General features: G+C 65.0%; 14 protein-coding genes and 1 pseudogene. 10 read left to right on the forward strand and 5 right to left on the reverse strand.

From position 1 onward, the window contains the following. Positions 1-16: 16 nt before the first annotated feature. Together pap and DFS21_RS03435 are read left to right on the forward strand one after the other, a co-directional pair. A complete protein-coding gene (pap, locus tag DFS21_RS03430) occupies positions 17-1,507 on the forward strand; it encodes a polyphosphate:AMP phosphotransferase (protein WP_110698026.1) in 1,491 nt (496 codons plus the stop codon). A 195-nt stretch (positions 1,508-1,702) separates the two neighbouring features. After that, positions 1,703-2,655 (forward strand): annotated as a pseudogene (locus DFS21_RS03435) (DMT family transporter). 37 nt (positions 2,656-2,692) lie between these two features. On the opposite strand, the gene DFS21_RS03440 reads toward DFS21_RS03435, so the two are convergent. Then, positions 2,693-4,087, reverse strand: a complete 1,395-nt coding sequence (locus tag DFS21_RS03440; protein ID WP_111531818.1) for a class II fumarate hydratase — start codon at positions 4,085-4,087, stop codon at positions 2,693-2,695. Positions 4,088-4,240: 153 nt separating this feature from the next. Here DFS21_RS03440 and DFS21_RS03445 point away from each other — a divergent pair, with 153 nt between their 5' ends. The 7 genes from DFS21_RS03445 to DFS21_RS03475 all read left to right on the forward strand — a co-directional run bounded on the left by DFS21_RS03445 (position 4,241) and on the right by DFS21_RS03475 (position 12,095). After that, positions 4,241-4,759 (forward strand): DUF2059 domain-containing protein, encoded by a 519-nt coding sequence (locus DFS21_RS03445; RefSeq protein ID WP_110698029.1) that lies wholly within the window; start codon positions 4,241-4,243, stop codon positions 4,757-4,759. Between the two features lie 10 nt (positions 4,760-4,769). Further along, the gene (locus DFS21_RS03450; RefSeq protein WP_110698031.1) at positions 4,770-5,069 is read left to right on the forward strand and encodes a BolA family transcriptional regulator; all 300 of its coding nucleotides are present in this window, start codon (positions 4,770-4,772) and stop codon (positions 5,067-5,069) included. Positions 5,070-5,261: 192 nt separating this feature from the next. Next, entirely contained in the window at positions 5,262-6,194 is a 933-nt protein-coding gene (locus DFS21_RS03455; protein ID WP_023631440.1) for a rhodanese-related sulfurtransferase, read from the forward strand. 3 nt (positions 6,195-6,197) lie between these two features. Beyond that, the gene (locus DFS21_RS03460; RefSeq protein ID WP_110698033.1) at positions 6,198-6,830 is read left to right on the forward strand and encodes a DsbA family protein; all 633 of its coding nucleotides are present in this window, start codon (positions 6,198-6,200) and stop codon (positions 6,828-6,830) included. Next, the gene (locus tag DFS21_RS03465) at positions 6,823-8,655 is read left to right on the forward strand and encodes an ABC transporter ATP-binding protein (protein ID WP_111531819.1); all 1,833 of its coding nucleotides are present in this window, start codon (positions 6,823-6,825) and stop codon (positions 8,653-8,655) included. The genes DFS21_RS03460 and DFS21_RS03465 overlap by 8 nt, the downstream gene beginning before the upstream one ends. 159 nt (positions 8,656-8,814) lie before the next feature. After that, on the forward strand, positions 8,815-11,271 hold the full coding sequence (locus DFS21_RS03470; protein WP_102684343.1) for an EAL domain-containing protein: 2,457 nt from the start codon (positions 8,815-8,817) through the stop codon (positions 11,269-11,271). A gap of 38 nt (positions 11,272-11,309) precedes the next feature. Continuing rightward, the gene (locus tag DFS21_RS03475; protein WP_046856627.1) at positions 11,310-12,095 is read left to right on the forward strand and encodes a TenA family transcriptional regulator; all 786 of its coding nucleotides are present in this window, start codon (positions 11,310-11,312) and stop codon (positions 12,093-12,095) included. A gap of 104 nt (positions 12,096-12,199) precedes the next feature. Here DFS21_RS03475 and DFS21_RS03480 read toward each other — a convergent pair whose 3' ends face one another. From DFS21_RS03480 to DFS21_RS03495, 4 genes are all read right to left on the reverse strand, one after another. Beyond that, complete coding sequence (locus DFS21_RS03480; protein ID WP_111531820.1) at positions 12,200-12,940, reverse strand: YciK family oxidoreductase; 741 nt, start codon at positions 12,938-12,940, stop codon at positions 12,200-12,202. Between the two features lie 83 nt (positions 12,941-13,023). Then, a complete protein-coding gene (gene mupP, locus DFS21_RS03485; protein WP_102684341.1) occupies positions 13,024-13,695 on the reverse strand; it encodes an N-acetylmuramic acid 6-phosphate phosphatase MupP in 672 nt (223 codons plus the stop codon). A gap of 2 nt (positions 13,696-13,697) precedes the next feature. Further along, positions 13,698-14,396 (reverse strand): bifunctional 2-polyprenyl-6-hydroxyphenol methylase/3-demethylubiquinol 3-O-methyltransferase UbiG, encoded by a 699-nt coding sequence (gene ubiG, locus DFS21_RS03490; protein ID WP_023630595.1) that lies wholly within the window; start codon positions 14,394-14,396, stop codon positions 13,698-13,700. Positions 14,397-14,460: 64 nt separating this feature from the next. Then, positions 14,461-15,786 (reverse strand): TRZ/ATZ family hydrolase, encoded by a 1,326-nt coding sequence (locus DFS21_RS03495; protein WP_111531821.1) that lies wholly within the window; start codon positions 15,784-15,786, stop codon positions 14,461-14,463. Between the two features lie 111 nt (positions 15,787-15,897). On the opposite strand from DFS21_RS03495, the gene mtnA reads away from it, so the two are divergent. Beyond that, on the forward strand, positions 15,898-16,974 hold the full coding sequence (gene mtnA, locus DFS21_RS03500; RefSeq protein WP_111531822.1) for an S-methyl-5-thioribose-1-phosphate isomerase: 1,077 nt from the start codon (positions 15,898-15,900) through the stop codon (positions 16,972-16,974). The last annotated feature ends 116 nt before the right edge of the window (positions 16,975-17,090 follow it).

Consider the following 17,090-nt stretch of genomic DNA (forward strand, 5'->3'; position numbering starts at 1 on the left):
ATTGAAGGAGCCCTCCATGTTCGAATCCGCCGAAATCGGTCACAGCATCGACAAGGACACCTACGAAGCCGAAGTGCCCGCCCTGCGCGAGGCCCTGCTCGAAGCCCAGTACGAACTCAAGCAGCAGGCGCGCTTTCCGGTGATCGTGCTGATCAACGGCATCGAGGGCGCCGGCAAGGGCGAGACGGTCAAGCTGCTCAACGAGTGGATGGACCCGCGGCTGATCGAGGTTCGCACCTTCGACCAGCAGACCGACGAAGAGCTGGCTCGCCCGCCGGCCTGGCGCTACTGGCGGGCGCTGCCACCGAAGGGGCGCATGGGCGTGTTCTTCGGCAACTGGTACAGCCAGATGCTCGAAGGGCGGGTGCACGGCCAGTTCAAGGACGCGGTGCTCGACCAGGCCATCGCCGGCGCCGAGCGCCTGGAGCAGATGCTGTGCGACGAGGGCGCGCTGATCATCAAGTTCTGGTTCCACTTGTCCAAGAAACAGATGAAGGCGCGGCTCAAGGCGCTCAAGGAAGACCCGCTGCACAACTGGCGCATCAGCCCGCTGGACTGGCAGCAGTCGCAAACCTACGACCGCTTCGTGCGCTTCGGCGAGCGGGTGCTGCGTCGTACCAGTCGCGACTACGCGCCTTGGCACGTGATCGAGGGCGTCGATCCGTATTACCGCAGCCTCGCGGTGGGGCGCATTCTGTTGGAGAGCCTGCAGGCGGCGCTGGACAACAAGCCACTCAAGCACCAGGGCAATGTGACACCGCTGGGGCGCAGCATTGACCAGAAGAGCCTGCTGGGCGCGCTTGACCTCAGCAAGCGCCTGGACAAACGCGATTACGAAGAGCAGCTGGTCACCGAGCAGGCACGCCTGGCGGGGCTTTTGCGTAACAAGCACATGCGCCGGCATGCGCTGGTGGCGGTTTTCGAAGGTAACGACGCTGCCGGCAAGGGCGGGGCCATTCGCCGCGTGGCGGCGGCGCTGGACCCGCGCCAGTACCGCATCGTGCCAATTGCCGCGCCTACCGAGGAAGAGCGTGCCCAGCCGTACCTCTGGCGGTTCTGGCGGCACATACCGGCGCGTGGCAAATTCACCGTCTTCGACCGCTCCTGGTATGGCCGGGTGCTGGTGGAGCGGGTCGAGGGCTTCTGCAGCCCGGCGGACTGGATGCGCGCCTACAGCGAGATCAACGATTTCGAGGAGCAATTGAGCAGTGCTGGCGTGGTGGTGGTCAAGTTCTGGCTGGCCATCGACCAGCAGACCCAGCTGGAGCGGTTCGAGGAGCGCGAGCAGATCCCGTTCAAGCGCTACAAGATCACCGAGGAAGACTGGCGCAACCGCGACAAGTGGGATGTCTATTCCGAAGCGGTGGGCGACATGGTCGACCGCACCAGCACCGAGATCGCGCCGTGGACCTTGGTGGAGGCCAACGACAAGCGCTGGGCGCGGGTAAAGGTGCTGCGCACGATCAATGAGGCGCTGGAGGCAGCGTTTGCCAAGGACAAGAAGTAGGCGGATCGTGTATGGGGGTTGGCTTGGCCCTATCGCGGGGCAAGTCGCATCGGCGCACCGCCGCTCCCACGAAAGCCCGCCCGCGCATTGAGCATGCATCCAGGGAATGACCTGATGAAATCTTTTCCCACCACATCCTTCCCGGCAAGCCTTTAGACTGCAGCTTCCCCCGCCAAGGCCTGATTCGAGGACACCATGCACATTTCTTCCGGACGCTGGGTCCAGGGCCTGCTGCTGGCGCTGCTGACCGCGTTTCTCTGGGGCATTCTGCCGATCAAGCTCAAGCAGGTGCTGCAGGTGATGGACCCGGTGACCGTAACCTGGTATCGCCTGAGCGTATCCGGGGCCTGCTGTTCGCGTGGCTGGCGGCCAATCGGCGACTGCCGTCGTTCAGCCGACTCGGCGTCAAGGGCAAGGGGCTGGTGGCCGTCGCGGTGACGGGTCTGGTCGGCAACTACGTGTTGTACCTGGTCGGGCTCAACCTGCTCAGTCCCGGTACCGCGCAACTGGTGGTGCAACTGGGGCCGGTGCTGTTGCTGGTGGCCAGCGTCTTCGTCTTCAAAGAGCGTTTCAGCGTGGGGCAAGGCCTGGGGCTGTTGGTGCTGCTGTTGGGCTTCGCGTTGTTCTTCAACCAGCGCCTGGAAGAACTGCTCACGTCACTCGGCACCTACACCACGGGTGTGCTGACCATCATCCTGGCCACCAGCATCTGGGTGTTCTATGCCCTGAGCCAGAAGCAACTGTTGACGGTGTGGAGCTCGCAGCAGGTGATGATGGTGATCTACATCTGCTGCGCGCTGCTGCTGACGCCTTGGGTGCATCCGCTGGAGGCGTTGCAGCTCAGCCCGTTGCAGGGCTGGTTGTTGCTGGCCTGCTGCCTGAACACGCTGGTGGCCTATGGCGCGTTCGCCGAGGCACTGGCGCATTGGGAGGCCTCGCGGGTGAGCGCGACCCTGGCGCTGACGCCGCTGGTGACGTTCGTTGCGGTAGCGTTGGCGGCCTGGCTATGGCCGGACTACGTGCATGCCGAGCAGATCAATGGCCTGGGGTATGTCGGGGCGGTGACCGTGGTAGTGGGTTCGGCGCTGGTGGCGCTGGGGCCATCGCTGGTGGCTGGCTGGAAAGCGCGTCGCGCGCTGGTTGATTGACGGCCTCATCACGGCGCACCGCAATGAGGCCGCTGGATCAACCCTTGCCGCCGGGCGCCAGCATGTTCTCTGGTCGCACCCACTGGTCGAACTGCTCGTTGGTCAGGTACTTGAGCTCCAGCGCCGCCTCGCGCAGGGTCTTGCCCTCGGCATAGGCTTTCTTGGCGATTTCCGCCGCCTTGTCGTAGCCAATGTGCGGGTTCAGCGCTGTCACCAGCATCAATCCACGCTCCAGGTGCGCCGCCATCTGCTCGGCATCCGGCTCGATGCCGGCCACGCAGTGCTGCTGGAAGTTGCTGCAACCATCGGCCAGCAGTTCGATCGACTGCAGCAGGTTGTGGATGATTACCGGTTTGAACACGTTCAGTTGCAGGTGGCCCTGGCTTGCGGCAAAGCCGATCGCCGTATCGTTGCCCAGCACCTGGCAGGCCAGCATCGACAAGGCCTCGCACTGCGTCGGGTTGACCTTGCCGGGCATGATCGAACTCCCTGGCTCGTTGGCTGGCAGGCGTACCTCGGCAATCCCCGCGCGCGGGCCGGAACCCAGCAGCCGCAGGTCGTTGGCGATCTTCATCAGGGCCACGGCCAGGGTCTTCAGCGCGCCGGCCAGGCTGGTCAGCGGCTCGTGGCCGGCAAGGGCGGCGAACTTGTTCGGCGCGGTGACGAACGGCAGGCCGGACAAAGCGGCCAGCTCCGCGGCGATGGCTTCGGCGAAACCGTGCGGGGCATTGAGCCCGGTGCCCACGGCGGTACCGCCCTGGGCCAGCTCGCAAACCGCCGGCAAGGTCGCGCGGATGGCGCGCTGGGCGTAGTCGAGTTGGGCGACGAAGGCCGAGACTTCCTGGCCGAAGGTGATCGGCGTGGCGTCCATCATGTGCGTGCGCCCGCTTTTCACCAGGTGCGAGTGGCGCGCCGACAGCTCGGCCAGGCCGGCCGACAGTTCGGCGATCGCCGGCAGCAGTTTCTCATGCACCGCCTGGGCCGCGGCGATGTGCATGGCGGTGGGGAAGCAGTCATTGGAGCTCTGCGAGCGGTTGACGTGATCGTTGGGGTGCACCGGCACCTTGCCGCCGCGCCCCTTGCCGGCCAGCTCGTTGGCGCGGCCAGCGATCACCTCGTTGACGTTCATGTTGCTCTGGGTGCCGCTGCCGGTCTGCCACACCACCAGCGGAAACTGGTCGTCGTGCTCGCCTTGGAGCACTTCGTCGGCGGCCTGTTCGATCAGGCGGGCGATGTCGGCGGGCAGGTCGCCGTTGCGGTCGTTGACCCGGGCAGCGGCTTTCTTGACCAGCGCCAGGGCGTGCAGCACCGCGAGCGGCATGCGCTCCTTGCCAATGGCGAAGTTGATCAGCGAACGCTGGGTTTGCGCACCCCAGTAGGCGCCCTCTGGAACTTCGACCGGGCCCAGGCTGTCTGTCTCGATACGGCTCATGCTGCGCTCACTCCTTTGTGGTTCGAAATCGCAGTTTAGGCCCTGATTCGACAGAGCGGTTCCATCGCTCGTCGTGCCACTTGAGCACTTCGCCATCACAGCGCAGAATGCTCTACTCTGAGGTACTCGCCTCCCTTTCTTGAAGGAAATGCAATGACCCGTCTCCGTGTCCTCTGTGCCGCCGTTGCCCTGGTTTGCGCCAGCGGCCAGGTACTCGCCGCCACTCCAGCCCACAACGCTGCCGCCGAGAAATTCCTGACCCTGGCCAATGCCGACAAGCTGGGCACCCCGGTGTACATGCAGGTCCAGCAGATGTTCGCCCAGCGCTTCGAGCAGACCAAGGCGCCGGCCTCCAAGAAAACCGTGCTCGACAGCTACCAGGCCAAGGCCAACGCCGCCCTGGACAACGCCATCGGCTGGAAAAAACTCAAGCCGAAGATGGTCGACCTGTACACCGCGACCTTCACCGAGGCCGAGCTGAACGATCTGGTCAAGTTCTACCAATCGCCGCTGGGCAAGAAGGTCCTGCGGGAAATGCCCAAGGTCACCCAGCAGTCCGCCCAGCTGACCCAGCAGAGCCTGGAACCGGCCGTGCCAGTGGTCAACAAGCTGCTCGAAGACATGACCAAGGAACTCGACCCAAGCGCCGGCAAGGCCCCGGCGAAGAAGTGAGCGTGACGCGATGAGCATGCAGCAACGCATCGAACAGCAACTGGCGCCGCTGGGCACGCAACACCTCGAAGTGCACAACGAAAGCCACATGCACAGCCGTGGCCAGGAAACGCACTACAAGGCAGTGATGGTCAGCGAGCAGTTCGCCGGGCTGAACAGCGTCAAGCGCCACCAGAAGGTCTACGCCACCATGGGTGATCTGATGGGCCAGATCCACGCCCTGGCGATTCACACCTACACGCCCGAGGAATGGGCGGCGGTCGGTGTGGCACCGGCCTCGCCGGTGTGTGCCGGCGGCGGCAAGCACTGAATCCTTTCCGGGATTCTGGTAGACTGCACGCCTCACAGACATCCTGTCGACGCCATCGCGGGGCAAGCCCGCTCACACGCCAGCCACTGAACGCTGCGTGGGAGCGGGCTTGCCCCGCGATGGCGTCGCCATGATTGCATTTGTCATTCCGGTCCGCCCCTTACGAGGGCAACCACCTGGAGATTCAACGCAATGACCCAACCGATCGTCGTGGCGGCGCTGTACAAGTTCGTCACCCTGGAAGACTACGTCGAACTGCGCGAACCGCTGCTCAAGGCCATGCTCGACAACGGCGTAAAAGGCACCCTGCTGCTGGCCAACGAAGGTATCAACGGCACTGTCTCGGCCACCCGCGAAGGCATCGACGCGCTGCTGGCCTGGCTGCGCAACGACCCACGCCTGGTGGACGTCGACCATAAAGAGTCGTACTGCGACGAGCAGCCGTTCTATCGCACCAAGGTCAAGCTCAAGAAAGAGATCGTCACCCTCGGCGTGCCGGGCGTGGACCCGAACAAGGCGGTCGGCACCTACGTCGATCCGAAAGACTGGAACGCCCTGATCAGCGACCCGGAAGTGCTGCTGATCGACACCCGCAATGATTATGAAGTGGCCATCGGCACCTTCAAGGGTGCCATCGACCCGAAGACCGAGACCTTCCGCGAGTTCCCCGACTACATCAAGGCCCACTTCGACCCGAGCAAGCACAAGAAGGTCGCCATGTTCTGCACCGGCGGCATCCGCTGCGAGAAGGCCTCCAGCTACATGCTCGGTGAGGGCTACGAAGCGGTCTATCATCTTAAGGGCGGCATCCTGAAATACTTCGAGGAAGTACCCCAGGAAGAAAGCCTCTGGGACGGCGACTGCTTCGTCTTCGACAATCGGGTCACGGTGCGTCACGACCTGACCGAGGGCGAGTACGACCAGTGCCATGCCTGCCGCCACCCGATTGACGTGAAGGACCGGGAGTCGGAGCACTATTCGCCAGGCGTGAGTTGCCCGCACTGCTGGGACAGCCTGAGCGAGAAGACCCGGCGCAGCGCCATCGACCGCCAAAAGCAGATCGAGCTGGCCAAGGCGCGCAACCAGCCGCACCCGATCGGTTTCAACTACAAAGCCGAGGCCTGATGCATGTCCGCACGCCTGCTCTATGTGATGGACCCGATGTGCTCCTGGTGCTGGGGCTTTGCCCCGGTGGCCGAGGCGCTGATCGCCCAGGCCCTTGAGGCGGGTGTCGAGACCCGCCTGGTGCCGGGCGGCCTGCGCACCGGCGGCAGCGCCCTGGACGCCTCGACCCGCAAGTACATCCTCGAGCATTGGCAGGCGGTGCATGACGCCACCGGGCAGCCGTTCCGTTTCGACGACGCGATGCCCGACGGTTTCGTCTACGACACGGAGCCGGCGTGCCGCGCCCTGGTGACGGCACGCGAGCTGGACGACAAGCGGGCCTGGCGCCTGCTGCAACTGATCCAGGCATCGTTCTACCAACAGGGCGTGGATGTCACCCGCGCCCCGCAACTGGTGGAGCTGGCCGAGCAGGCCGGCTTCGACCGCGAACAGTTCTCCCAGCGCTTCACCCTCCCTGACACCCGAGTCGCCACCAGTGCCGATTTCGCCTGGGTGCAGGACCTGGGCATCGCTGGCTTCCCCACGCTGCTGGCCGAGCGCAATGGCCAACTGGCCCTGCTGACCAATGGCTACCAGCCGCTGGAAAGCCTGCAACCTTTGCTCGGCCGTTGGCTGCAGCAGGCCGCCTGTGCTTGACCTGCCAGGGTCGCCAGACCCTGTGCCAGGGAAGTCCCCCGCTGTGCCCGATCGCCTGAGCTGGGCGGAAATCCGCCGTCTGGCCCTGCACCACAAGCAAGCCCTGTGGACTGCCAACCTGGTGGCCGTGCTTGCCGCCCTGTGCAGCGTGCCGATTCCCTTGCTGCTGCCTTTGCTGGTGGATGAAGTGTTGCTGGGGCATGGCGACGCGGCGCTGAAGTGGATGAACAATTTCCTGCCCGCGGGCTGGCAGGTGGCCGCCGGTTACATCGGGCTGATGCTGTGCGCCACCCTCGGCCTGCGCCTGGCGGCGCTGGTGTTCAACGTGGTCCAGGCCAAGCTGTTCGCCGGCCTGGCCAAGGACATCGTCTACCGCCTGCGCATCCGCCTGATCGAGCGGCTCAAGCGCATTTCGCTCAAGGAGTACGAAAGCCTGGGCAGCGGCACGGTGACCACCCACCTGGTCACCGACCTGGACACCCTCGACAAGTTCGTCGGCGAAACCCTGAGTCGCTTCCTGGTGGCCGTGCTTACGCTGACCGGCACCGCGGCCATCCTGATCTGGATGCACTGGCAGCTGGCGCTGCTGATCCTGCTGTTCAACCCGCTGGTGATCTATTTCACCGTGCAGTTGGGCAAGCGCGTCAAGCACCTGAAGAAGCTCGAAAACGACAGCACCGCACGTTTCACCCAGGCATTGACCGAGACCCTCGACGCGATCCAGGAAATCCGCGCCAGCAACCGCCAGGGCTACTTCCTCGGCCGCCTGGGGCTGCGCGCCCGCGAGGTGCGCGACTACGCGGTTGCCTCGCAGTGGAAGAGCGACGCCAGCGGTCGCGCCAGTGGTCTGTTGTTCCAGTTCGGCATCGACATCTTCCGTGCCGCTGCCATGCTCACGGTGCTGTTCTCCGACCTGTCGATCGGCCAGATGCTGGCGGTGTTCAGCTACCTGTGGTTCATGATCGGGCCGGTGGAGCAGTTGCTGAACCTGCAATATGCCTACTACGCCGCCGGCGGTGCGCTGAGTCGCTTGAACGAGCTGCTGGCGCGGGCCGACGAGCCGCAGTACCCGGCGGCCGGCGACCCGTTCGCCGGGCGCGAGACGGTTGGTATCGAGGTGCGCGACCTGCGCTTCGCCTATGCCGACGAGCCGGTGCTCGACCAGCTCAACCTGACCATCGCCCCGGGCGAGAAGGTCGCCATCGTCGGTGCCAGCGGCGGTGGCAAGAGTACCTTGGTGCAGTTGCTGCTTGGGCTGTACAGCGCCCAGGCCGGGACCATCCGCTTCGGGGGCGCCAGCCTGCAGGAGATCGGCCTGGAGACCCTGCGCGAAAATGTCGCGGTGGTGCTCCAGCACCCCTCGCTGTTCAACGACAGCGTGCGTGCCAACCTGGCCATGGGTCGTGACTGCAGTGACGACGACTGCTGGCAGGCGCTGCGCATCGCCCAGCTGGACGCCACCATCGCCGCGCTGCCCCAGGGCCTGGACAGCATCGTCGGGCGTTCCGGCGTGCGCCTGTCTGGTGGCCAGCGCCAGCGCCTGGCGATCGCCCGCATGGTGCTGGCCGAACCCAAGGTGGTCATCCTCGATGAGGCCACCTCTGCGTTGGACGCGGCTACCGAGTACAACCTGCACCTGGCCTTGGCGCGCTTCCTCAGCGGGCGCACCACGCTGATCATCGCCCACCGCCTGTCGGCGGTGAAGCAGGCGGACCGGGTGCTGGTGTTCGATGGCGGCCATGTCGCCGAAGATGGCGACCACCAGCAACTGATTGCCGAAGGCGGCCTGTACGCCAAGCTCTACGGCCACCTGCAGCAAACCTGAAAACCGCCTCAAGCTTCGAGCTGCAAGCGGCAAGTTGAAGTCAGCGTACTTTTTCTTGCCGCTTGGGGCTTGCAGCGTGTCGCTCCTTCATGGCAAATGGCCTACGCTGTGCTTGTCTAGGTCGATTCGTGCCTTATCTGCCGTCATGACAGGGATTACATGAAGGGAAATCGGACTCTCGAAGCGCCAAGGCTGCTGGGTATCATCTGGCCCTTCGTCGCCGTTGTGGTTTTCCAGGTACTGCTGGGCAGTCTGAGTCTTTATGCATTGTCCGCCGTGCGTGCCTATGTGGCGGGCGAGAGCCTGTGGTCCAAGGCGCAGAAGGACGCTATCTACTACCTCAACCTCTATGCCGATGATCGTGATCCGCTGACCTATGCCCGCTATCGTCGGGCCATCCTGGTGCCCCAGGGGGATCACAACCTGCGCCTGGCCCTGGATCGGCCCGAGCCAGACCTGGAGGCGGCGCGCCAAGGCGTGCTGCAGGGCGGCAACCATCCCGAAGACGTTGCCCGGATCATCTGGTTCTACCGCAACTTTCGCCATATCAGCTACATGGAAACCGCCATCGATTACTGGGACATCGGTGACGACTACCTGCGCCAGCTCGACGTACTGGCCCAGCAGATGCGCGAAGGGTTTGCCGGCGACAAGGTCGACGCCCACCAGGTAGCCAACTGGAAGGCGCGCATCGTTGCCATCAATGATGGCGTGACGCCCGCCGCCAAGGCGTTCAGTGATGCCCTGGGCGAAGGCTCGCGGATGCTGCTCAAGGTGCTGATGCTCACCAACCTGGCCACTGCGCTGTTCCTCATCGCCATGGCCTGGCGGCGCTCGAGCAAGCTGCTGGCCCAGCGCCAGGCGTTCGCCAGTGCGTTGCAAGAGGAAAAGGAGCGGGCGCAGATCACCCTGGAGTCGATCGGCGACGCGGTGATTACCGCCGATGTCGACGGTTGCATCAGCTACATGAACCCGGCCGCCGAGCAACTGACTCACTGGCAGGCGGTGCAGGCCCAAGGCCTGCCGCTGGCGGCGCTGTTCAGCCTGCTCGACGAGAATGCCGAAGGCGATAGCATGACGCTGGTCGAGCAGGTGCTCAGCGGCAGCCTCAAGGGCGGCGCCGAGCACGCCCGGTTGATCCAGCGCCTGGATGGCAGCACGGTGTCGGTCAACCTGGTGGGCTCGCCCATTCTCACCGAAGGGCAGGTCAGTGGCATCGTGGTGGTACTGCACGACATGACCCAGGAGCGCCAGTACATCGCCAACCTGTCGTGGCAGGCCACCCATGACGCGCTGACCGGGCTGGCCAACCGCCGCGAGTTCGAGTACCGCCTGGAGCAAGCGCTCAATGGCCTGGCGCGCCAGGCCGGGCGGCATTCGCTGATGTTCCTCGACCTGGACCAGTTCAAGCTGGTCAACGACACCTGTGGCCATGCCGCTGGCGACGAGCTGTTGCGGCATATCTGCGCGGTGCTGCAGTCGGGCCTGCGCGAGGGCGACACCCTGGCGCGCCTGGGTGGTGACGAGTTCGGCGTGCTGCTCGAGAACTGCCCCCCTGAACAGGGCGAGCGCATTGCCGAGCAATTGCGCCAGGCCGTGCAGAGCCTGCACTTTGTATGGAAGGGCAGGCCCTTCGTCACCACGGTCAGCATCGGCCTGGTGCATATCGCCCAGGTGCCCAGCACCCTGGAGGCGTCGTTGCGCGCGGCGGACATGGCCTGCTACATGGCCAAGGAGAAAGGACGCAACCGCGTCCAGGTCTATCACGCCGACGACAGCGAGCTGTCCATGCGTTTCGGTGAAATGGCCTGGATCCAGCGCCTGCACGTGGCGCTGGAGGAGAATCGCTTCTGCCTCTACGCCCAGGAAATCGCCCCGCTGCATCCCCATGAAGGACCGGGGCATATCGAAATCCTCCTGCGCCTGCACGATGAAAGTGGACGTACCATTTTGCCCGACAGCTTCATTCCCGCAGCCGAGCGCTACGGCCTGATGACCGCGCTCGATCGCTGGGTGGTGCGCAGTGTGTTCCAGGTGATTCGCCAGTGCCTGGACGAGGGGCGGGAGGGGCCGTTGGCCATGTGCGCCATCAACCTGTCGGGTTCGAGCATCGGCGACGACAAGTTCCTCGAGTACCTGCAGCGCCTGTTTGGCGAGTTCGACATTCCGCCCCGGCTGATCTGTTTTGAAATTACCGAAACCAGCGCCATCGCCAATCTAGGCAGCGCAATCCGCTTCATCAATGAATTGAAAGGATTGGGCTGCAAATTCTCGCTGGACGACTTCTGCGCCGGAATGTCGTCATTCGCCTATTTGAAGCATTTGCCTGTAGACTTCCTGAAGATCGACGGAAGTTTCGTCAAGGACATGCTCGATGACCCGATCAACCGGGCGATGGTTGAAGTGATCAATCACATCGGCCACGTCATGGGTAAGCGGACCATCGCCGAGTTCGTCGAGACGCCACTGATCGAGCAGGCTTTGCAGGAGATCGGCGTGGATTACGCCCAGGGATATCTCATCGAACGCCCGCAGGTGTTCACCTGCGACAGCCTGCAGCGCCAACGGATTGCCGCGAGGCCCCTTCTGCACCGGGCGCCGGGGACCTTTCGCTGAACAACGCCCGGAAATCACAGGGAATCAAGGAGCTGACAGTGATCGACGCGTTCGTAAGGATCGGACCATTGATGGATCCGGCCAGTTATCCGCAGTGGGCCCAACAACTGATAGAGGATTGCCGCGAAAGCAAGCGCCGAGTGGTGGAGCATGAGTTCTACCAACGCCTGCGCGATGGCCAGCTCAAGCAGTCGACCATCCGCCAGTACCTGATCGGTGGCTGGCCGGTGGTCGAGCAGTTCTCCCTCTACATGGCCCACAACCTCACCAAGACCCGTTACGCCCGGCATCCCGGCGAGGACATGGCGCGCCGCTGGCTGATGCGCAACATCCGCGTCGAGCTCAATCATGCCGACTACTGGGTGCACTGGTGCCAGGCCCATGGCATCCACCTGCATGAGCTGCAGTCCCAGGAAGTGCCGCCCGAGCTCAATGGCTTGAACGACTGGTGTTGGCGAGTATGCGCCACCGAGTCGCTGGCCATCGCCATGGCGGCCACCAACTACGCCATCGAAGGTGCCACCGGCGAATGGTCGGCGGTGGTCTGCGCCGAGGATACCTACGCCCAGGGCTTCCCCGAAGACACCCGCAAGCGCGCCATGAAATGGCTGAAGATGCATGCGCAGTATGATGACGCGCACCCGTGGGAAGCGCTGGAAATCATCTGTACCTTGGCGGGCGAGAGCCCGACCCTGGGGCTGCGCACCGAGTTGCGTCGGGCGATCTGCAAGAGCTACGACTGCATGTTCCTGTTCCTGGAGCGTTGCATGCAGCTCGAAGGGCGCCAGCAGGGGCGTCTGCGCCCGGCCTTGGCGGCGGGCTGAAAGCATCGCGGGGCAAGTCGCATCGGCGCACCGCCGCCCCACGCAGCAAGGCGTGGGGCGGCGGTGCGCCGATGCGACTTGCCCCGCGATCAGTCTTATCGGATTTACTGTGCGTTCAGCGCCTGCCCGTTCACATCCTTGCTGTCCGGCCCCATCAGGTACAGGTACACCGGCATGATCTCCTCGGGTAGCGGGTTGTTCTGCGGGTTCTCGCTCGGATAGGCCTGGGCGCGCATCGCCGTGCGCGTGGCGCCCGGGTTGATGCTGTTGGAGCGCACTGGCGCTACGCCTTCCAGTTCATCCGCCAGGGTCTGCATCAGGCCCTCGGTGGCGAATTTCGACACCCCGTAGGCGCCCCAGTAAGCGCGGCCCTTGCGCCCGACGCTGCTGGAAGTGAACACCACCGAGGCATCCTCCGACAGTTTCAGCAGCGGCAGCAAGGTGCTGGTCAGCATGAAGGTGGCGTTGACGTTGATGTGCATCACGCGCATGAAGTTGTCGCCCGACAGCTGCTCCAGCGGCGTGCGCGGGCCAATGATCGAGGCGTTGTTGAGCAGGCCGTCGAGGCGGCCGAACTGGTCCTCGATCATCACCGCCAGTTCGTCGTACTGGTGGGGCAGGGCGGTTTCCAGGTTGAACGGGATCACCACCGGTTGCGGGTGGCCCGCGGCTTCGATCTGGTCGTAGACCTCGTTCAGGTTGGCTTCGGTCTTGCCCAGCAGCAGCACGGTGGCGCCCAGGGCGGCATAGGCCTTGGCGGCGGCGGCGCCGATACCGCGACCGGCACCGGTGACCAGGATGATCCGGTCCTTGAGCAGGTCGGGGCGGGCGGTGTAGTCGAACATTTCCAGTTCCCTGTAGTTGTGGGCGATATGCTCGTGGGAGCGGCGCACCGCCGCTCCCACGGTGCCCGATTACTATTGGTCCATCAGCAGCCGCACAGCGCGCTGTCGATCACCTTGCGCAGTTCCAGCGGGTGGTCCACCACCACGTCGGCGCCCCAGTTGTTGGGGTTGTCCTCTGGATGAATATAGCCATAGCGCACCGCTGCGGTGCGGGTGCCGGCGTCGCGGCCGGACTCGATGTCGCGCAGGTCGTCGCCGACGAACAGAACGCTGGCCGGGTCCAGGTCAAGCGTCTTGCAAGCCAGGATCAGTGGCTCGGGGTCGGGCTTGCTGTTTTTCACATGATCCGGGCAGATCAGCAGCGCCGAGCGCTCGGCCAGGCCCAGGCGTTGCATGATCGGCTCGGCGAAGCGCACCGGCTTGTTGGTGACCACGCCCCACAGCAGATTGCCTTTCTCGATGTCGGCCAGCAGCTCCGGCATGCCGTCGAACAGCTTGCTGTGCACCGCGCAATCGCGCTGGTAGCGCTCGAGGAACTCCAGGCGCAGGGCTTCGAAGCCGTCGGCCTCGGGGTCCATGGCGAAGGTCGCGGCGACCATGGCGCGGGCGCCGCCGGAAATCACCTCGCGGATGCGCGCGTCGTCGATGGCCGGCAGGCCGCGGTCGGCGAGCATCGCCTGGCAGATTGCGATGAAGTCCGGCGCCGTGTCCAGCAGGGTGCCGTCCATGTCGAAGAGTACTGCTCGCAGGCGCATGCTCATTCCTCGCGCAGGGTCTGGATCATGTAGTTGACGTCGACGTCGTTGCACAGCTTGTAGTGCTTGGTCAGCGGGTTGTAGGTTAGGCCAATGATGTCCTTGACCTCCAGGCCTGCGGCACGGCTCCAAGCGCCCAGCTCTGAGGGGCGGATGAACTTCTTGAAGTCGTGGGTGCCGCGCGGCAGCATCTTCAGCACGTATTCGGCACCGATGATCGCCAGCAGGTAGGCCTTGGGGTTGCGGTTGATGGTCGAGAAGAACACCTGGCCGCCCGGCTTGACCATGCGATAGCAGGCGCGGATCACCGACGAAGGGTCGGGGACGTGCTCGAGCATCTCCAGGCAGGTGACCACGTCGAACTGGCCGGGCATCTCTTCGGCCAGGGCTTCGGCGGTGATCTGCCGGTACTCCACCGCAACGCCCGACTCCAGCTGGTGCAACTGGGCCACCGCCAGCGGTGCCTCGCCCATGTCGATGCCGGTCACGGTGGCACCGCGCTGGGCCATCGCCTCGCTGAGGATGCCGCCGCCGCAGCCGACGTCCAGCACCTTCTTGCCGGCCAGGCCGACGCGTTCGTCGATCCAGTTGACCCGCAGCGGGTTGATGTCGTGCAGCGGCTTGAACTCGCTTTCGCGGTCCCACCAGCGGTGGGCCAGGGCTTCGAACTTGGCGATTTCGGCGTGGTCGACGTTGCTCATGGGAACAGTCCTCTGAATCTTCGATAAATAGTGTCGCGGGCCGGCAGCCGCAGCTGCCGGCCGTTCATTCGTTGCGCCCGCCGATGCGGGCTCCCCAGGCGCGGGCGTTGGCGGCCAGCGCGGCTTCGTCCATTTGGCTCAGGCGGCGGTCCTCGACCAGTTGCTGCCCGGCTACCCAGACATCCTTCACGCAATCGCGACCTGTGGCGTAGATCAGTTGCGAGACCGGGTCGTGCACCGGTTGCTGCGCCAGCCCCGACAGGTCGAAGACAGCCAGGTCGGCGGCCTTGCCCACTTCGAGCGAGCCGGTGATCGCCTCCAGCCCGAGCGCCCGGGCGCCATTGAGCGTGGCCATGCGCAGTGCCCGGTGGGCGTCCAGGGCGGTGGCCGAGCCGGCGACGGCCTTGGCCAGCAGCGCGGCGGTGCGGGTTTCACCGAGCAGGTCGAGGTCATTGTTGCTGGCGGCGCCATCGGTGCCGACGGCCACGTTCACCCCGGCCTGCCACAAGCGCTCCACCGGGCAGAAACCGCTGGCCAGCTTGAGGTTGGATTCGGGGCAGTGGACCACGCTGGTGTTGCTTTCTACCAGCAGCGCCAGGTCTTCGTCGCTGATCTGGGTCATGTGCACCGCTTGCAGGTTCGGGCCCAGCAGGCCCAGGCGCGCGAGGCGCGCCATTGGCCGCTCGCCGTTGTCCTTGAGTGCCTGCTCGACTTCGCTGGCGGTCTCGTGGATGTGCATGTGCAGCGGTGCGTCCAGCTGGTCGGCGATCACCCGGATCTTCTCCAGGTTCTCGTCGCTCACCGTGTAGGGGGCGTGCGGGCCCAGGGCAATGGTGATGCGCGGGTGGTGGCGCAGCTCGCCGAATAGCTCGATGGCCAGGTGCAGGGCCTCGTCCGGGGTGCGTGCGCCGGGGATGGGGAAATCCAGCAGCGGCACGGCGATCTGCGCGCGGATGCCGCTGCGGTGCACGCGGTCGCAGGCCTCGCGGGGATAGAAATACATGTCGGCGAAGCAGGTGATGCCGCCCTTGAGCTGTTCGGCGATGGCCAGGTCGGTGCCGTCGGCCACGAAGGCCTCGTTCACCCAGCGACCCTCGGCGGGCCAGATATGCTCCTGCAGCCAGGTCATCAGCGGCAGGTCGTCGGCCAAACCGCGGAACAGGGTCATGGCGGCGTGGCCGTGGGCGTTGACCAGCCCGGGCGTCAACAGGCAGTCGGGCAGCGTTCGCACGTCCCGGGCCTGGGGTGCCCGCTCGCGTGGGCCGAGCCAGGCGATCTGGCCGTCGCGGATGCCCAGCGCATGGCCCTCCAGCACGACACCGGCCGGCTCGACGGGGACCAGCCAGTCCGGCACAAGCAGCAGGTCGAGGAGGGGAGTGGCGATGGGCATGCGCGATATATACCTGGATCGGTTCGGCTAAACGCGCAGTATACCCGAGCGTTCGCGACGCAGGCTCGCTATAATCGCCGGCTTTTGATGCCAGGGCGACGGGGAGAGGCGATGCGCGAGCAACTGATGGCGGCGGAGACGGTGACGGGCATCGAGTGGCGCGATGGCGTGCTGCACCTGCTCGACCAGCGCCTGCTGCCGCTTGAGCAGTGCTGGCTGGCCTGCACCGAGGCGGCCGAGGTGGCTGAGGCGATCAGCGACATGGCCGTGCGTGGCGCTCCGGCGATCGGCATCTGCGCCGCCTACGGCCTGGTGCTGGCGCTGCGCCGTCGCCTGGCCGAAGGCGAGAGTTGGGAAGAGAGCCTTGAAGAAGACTTCATGATGTTGGGCGAGGCGCGGCCTACCCCGGCCAACCTGTTCTGGGCGCTCAACCGCATGCGTGAGCGCCTGCAGCGCCTGCGCCCGGATGAAGACGTGCTGAAGGTGATGGAGGCCGAGGCGGTGGCGATTCATCAAAGCGATCGCGAGGCCAACCTGACCATGGCCCAGTTCGGTGTCGAGCAGATCCGCAGGCACCAGGGTAGCGAGCAGGCCCTGCTTACCCACGGCAATGCCGGGGCCCTGGCCACCGGCGGCTTCGGTACCGCCCTGGGGGTGATTCGCGCTGCCGCGCTGGAGGGCATGGTCGAGCAGGTCTATGCCTGCGAGTCGCGGCCGTGGCTGCAGGGTTCGCGCCTGACCGCCTGGGAGCTGGCCGCCGACGGTGTGCCGGTGACCGTGGTCGCCGACGCGGCGGCCGGGCACCTGATGAAGACCAAGGGCATCACCTGGGTGGTGGTCGGCGCCGACTGCATTGCCGCCAATGGCGATGTGGCGGCGAAGATCGGCACCTACCAGATGGCGGTGGCGGCCATGCACCACGGGCTGCGTTTCATGGTGGTGGCGCCAAGCACCAGCATCGATCTGAACCTACCCACCGGTGAGGATATCCCGCTGGAAACCCGCGGCGAGGAAGAGCTGCTGGAGGTGTCCGGGATTCAGGTAACCGCTGATGTCGAGGCCTACAACCCGGTGGTCGATGTCACGCCGGCCGACCTGATCGACGTGATCGTCACCGAAAAGGGCGTGGTCGAGCGCCCGGATACCGCAAAAATCGCCCAGTTGATGTGCCGCAAACGCCTCCACTGAGGTGTTTTTCCATCCGTGCGGATGGTGCTGTACGGCAACCTGCCATATCTCCCATGCGCGCAGCGTTTGTGATACCATCCGGCAGTTTCCAAGGCCGCTCTTTACCGCGGCCTTCA

This window comes from Pseudomonas sp. 2848 (assembly GCF_003253945.1).
In the GTDB taxonomy this organism is placed as follows: Bacteria; Pseudomonadota; Gammaproteobacteria; order Pseudomonadales; family Pseudomonadaceae; genus Aquipseudomonas.

Bases quoted from the DNA above. Each gene is read 5' to 3' on its own strand.
- ubiG (WP_023630595.1), bottom strand. From the start codon at position 14,396: ATGAGCAACGTCGACCACGCCGAAATCGCCAAGTTCGAAGCCCTGGCC.
- DFS21_RS03445 (WP_110698029.1), top strand. From the start codon at position 4,241: ATGACCCGTCTCCGTGTCCTCTGTGCCGCCGTTGCCCTGGTTTGCGCC.
- DFS21_RS03450 (WP_110698031.1), top strand. From the start codon at position 4,770: ATGAGCATGCAGCAACGCATCGAACAGCAACTGGCGCCGCTGGGCACG.
- DFS21_RS03440 (WP_111531818.1), bottom strand. From the start codon at position 4,087: ATGAGCCGTATCGAGACAGACAGCCTGGGCCCGGTCGAAGTTCCAGAG.
- mupP (WP_102684341.1), bottom strand. From the start codon at position 13,695: ATGCGCCTGCGAGCAGTACTCTTCGACATGGACGGCACCCTGCTGGAC.
- mtnA (WP_111531822.1), top strand. From the start codon at position 15,898: ATGCGCGAGCAACTGATGGCGGCGGAGACGGTGACGGGCATCGAGTGG.
- DFS21_RS03480 (WP_111531820.1), bottom strand. From the start codon at position 12,940: ATGTTCGACTACACCGCCCGCCCCGACCTGCTCAAGGACCGGATCATC.
- pap (WP_110698026.1), top strand. From the start codon at position 17: ATGTTCGAATCCGCCGAAATCGGTCACAGCATCGACAAGGACACCTAC.
- DFS21_RS03470 (WP_102684343.1), top strand. From the start codon at position 8,815: ATGAAGGGAAATCGGACTCTCGAAGCGCCAAGGCTGCTGGGTATCATC.
- DFS21_RS03460 (WP_110698033.1), top strand. From the start codon at position 6,198: ATGTCCGCACGCCTGCTCTATGTGATGGACCCGATGTGCTCCTGGTGC.
- DFS21_RS03495 (WP_111531821.1), bottom strand. From the start codon at position 15,786: ATGCCCATCGCCACTCCCCTCCTCGACCTGCTGCTTGTGCCGGACTGG.
- DFS21_RS03455 (WP_023631440.1), top strand. From the start codon at position 5,262: ATGACCCAACCGATCGTCGTGGCGGCGCTGTACAAGTTCGTCACCCTG.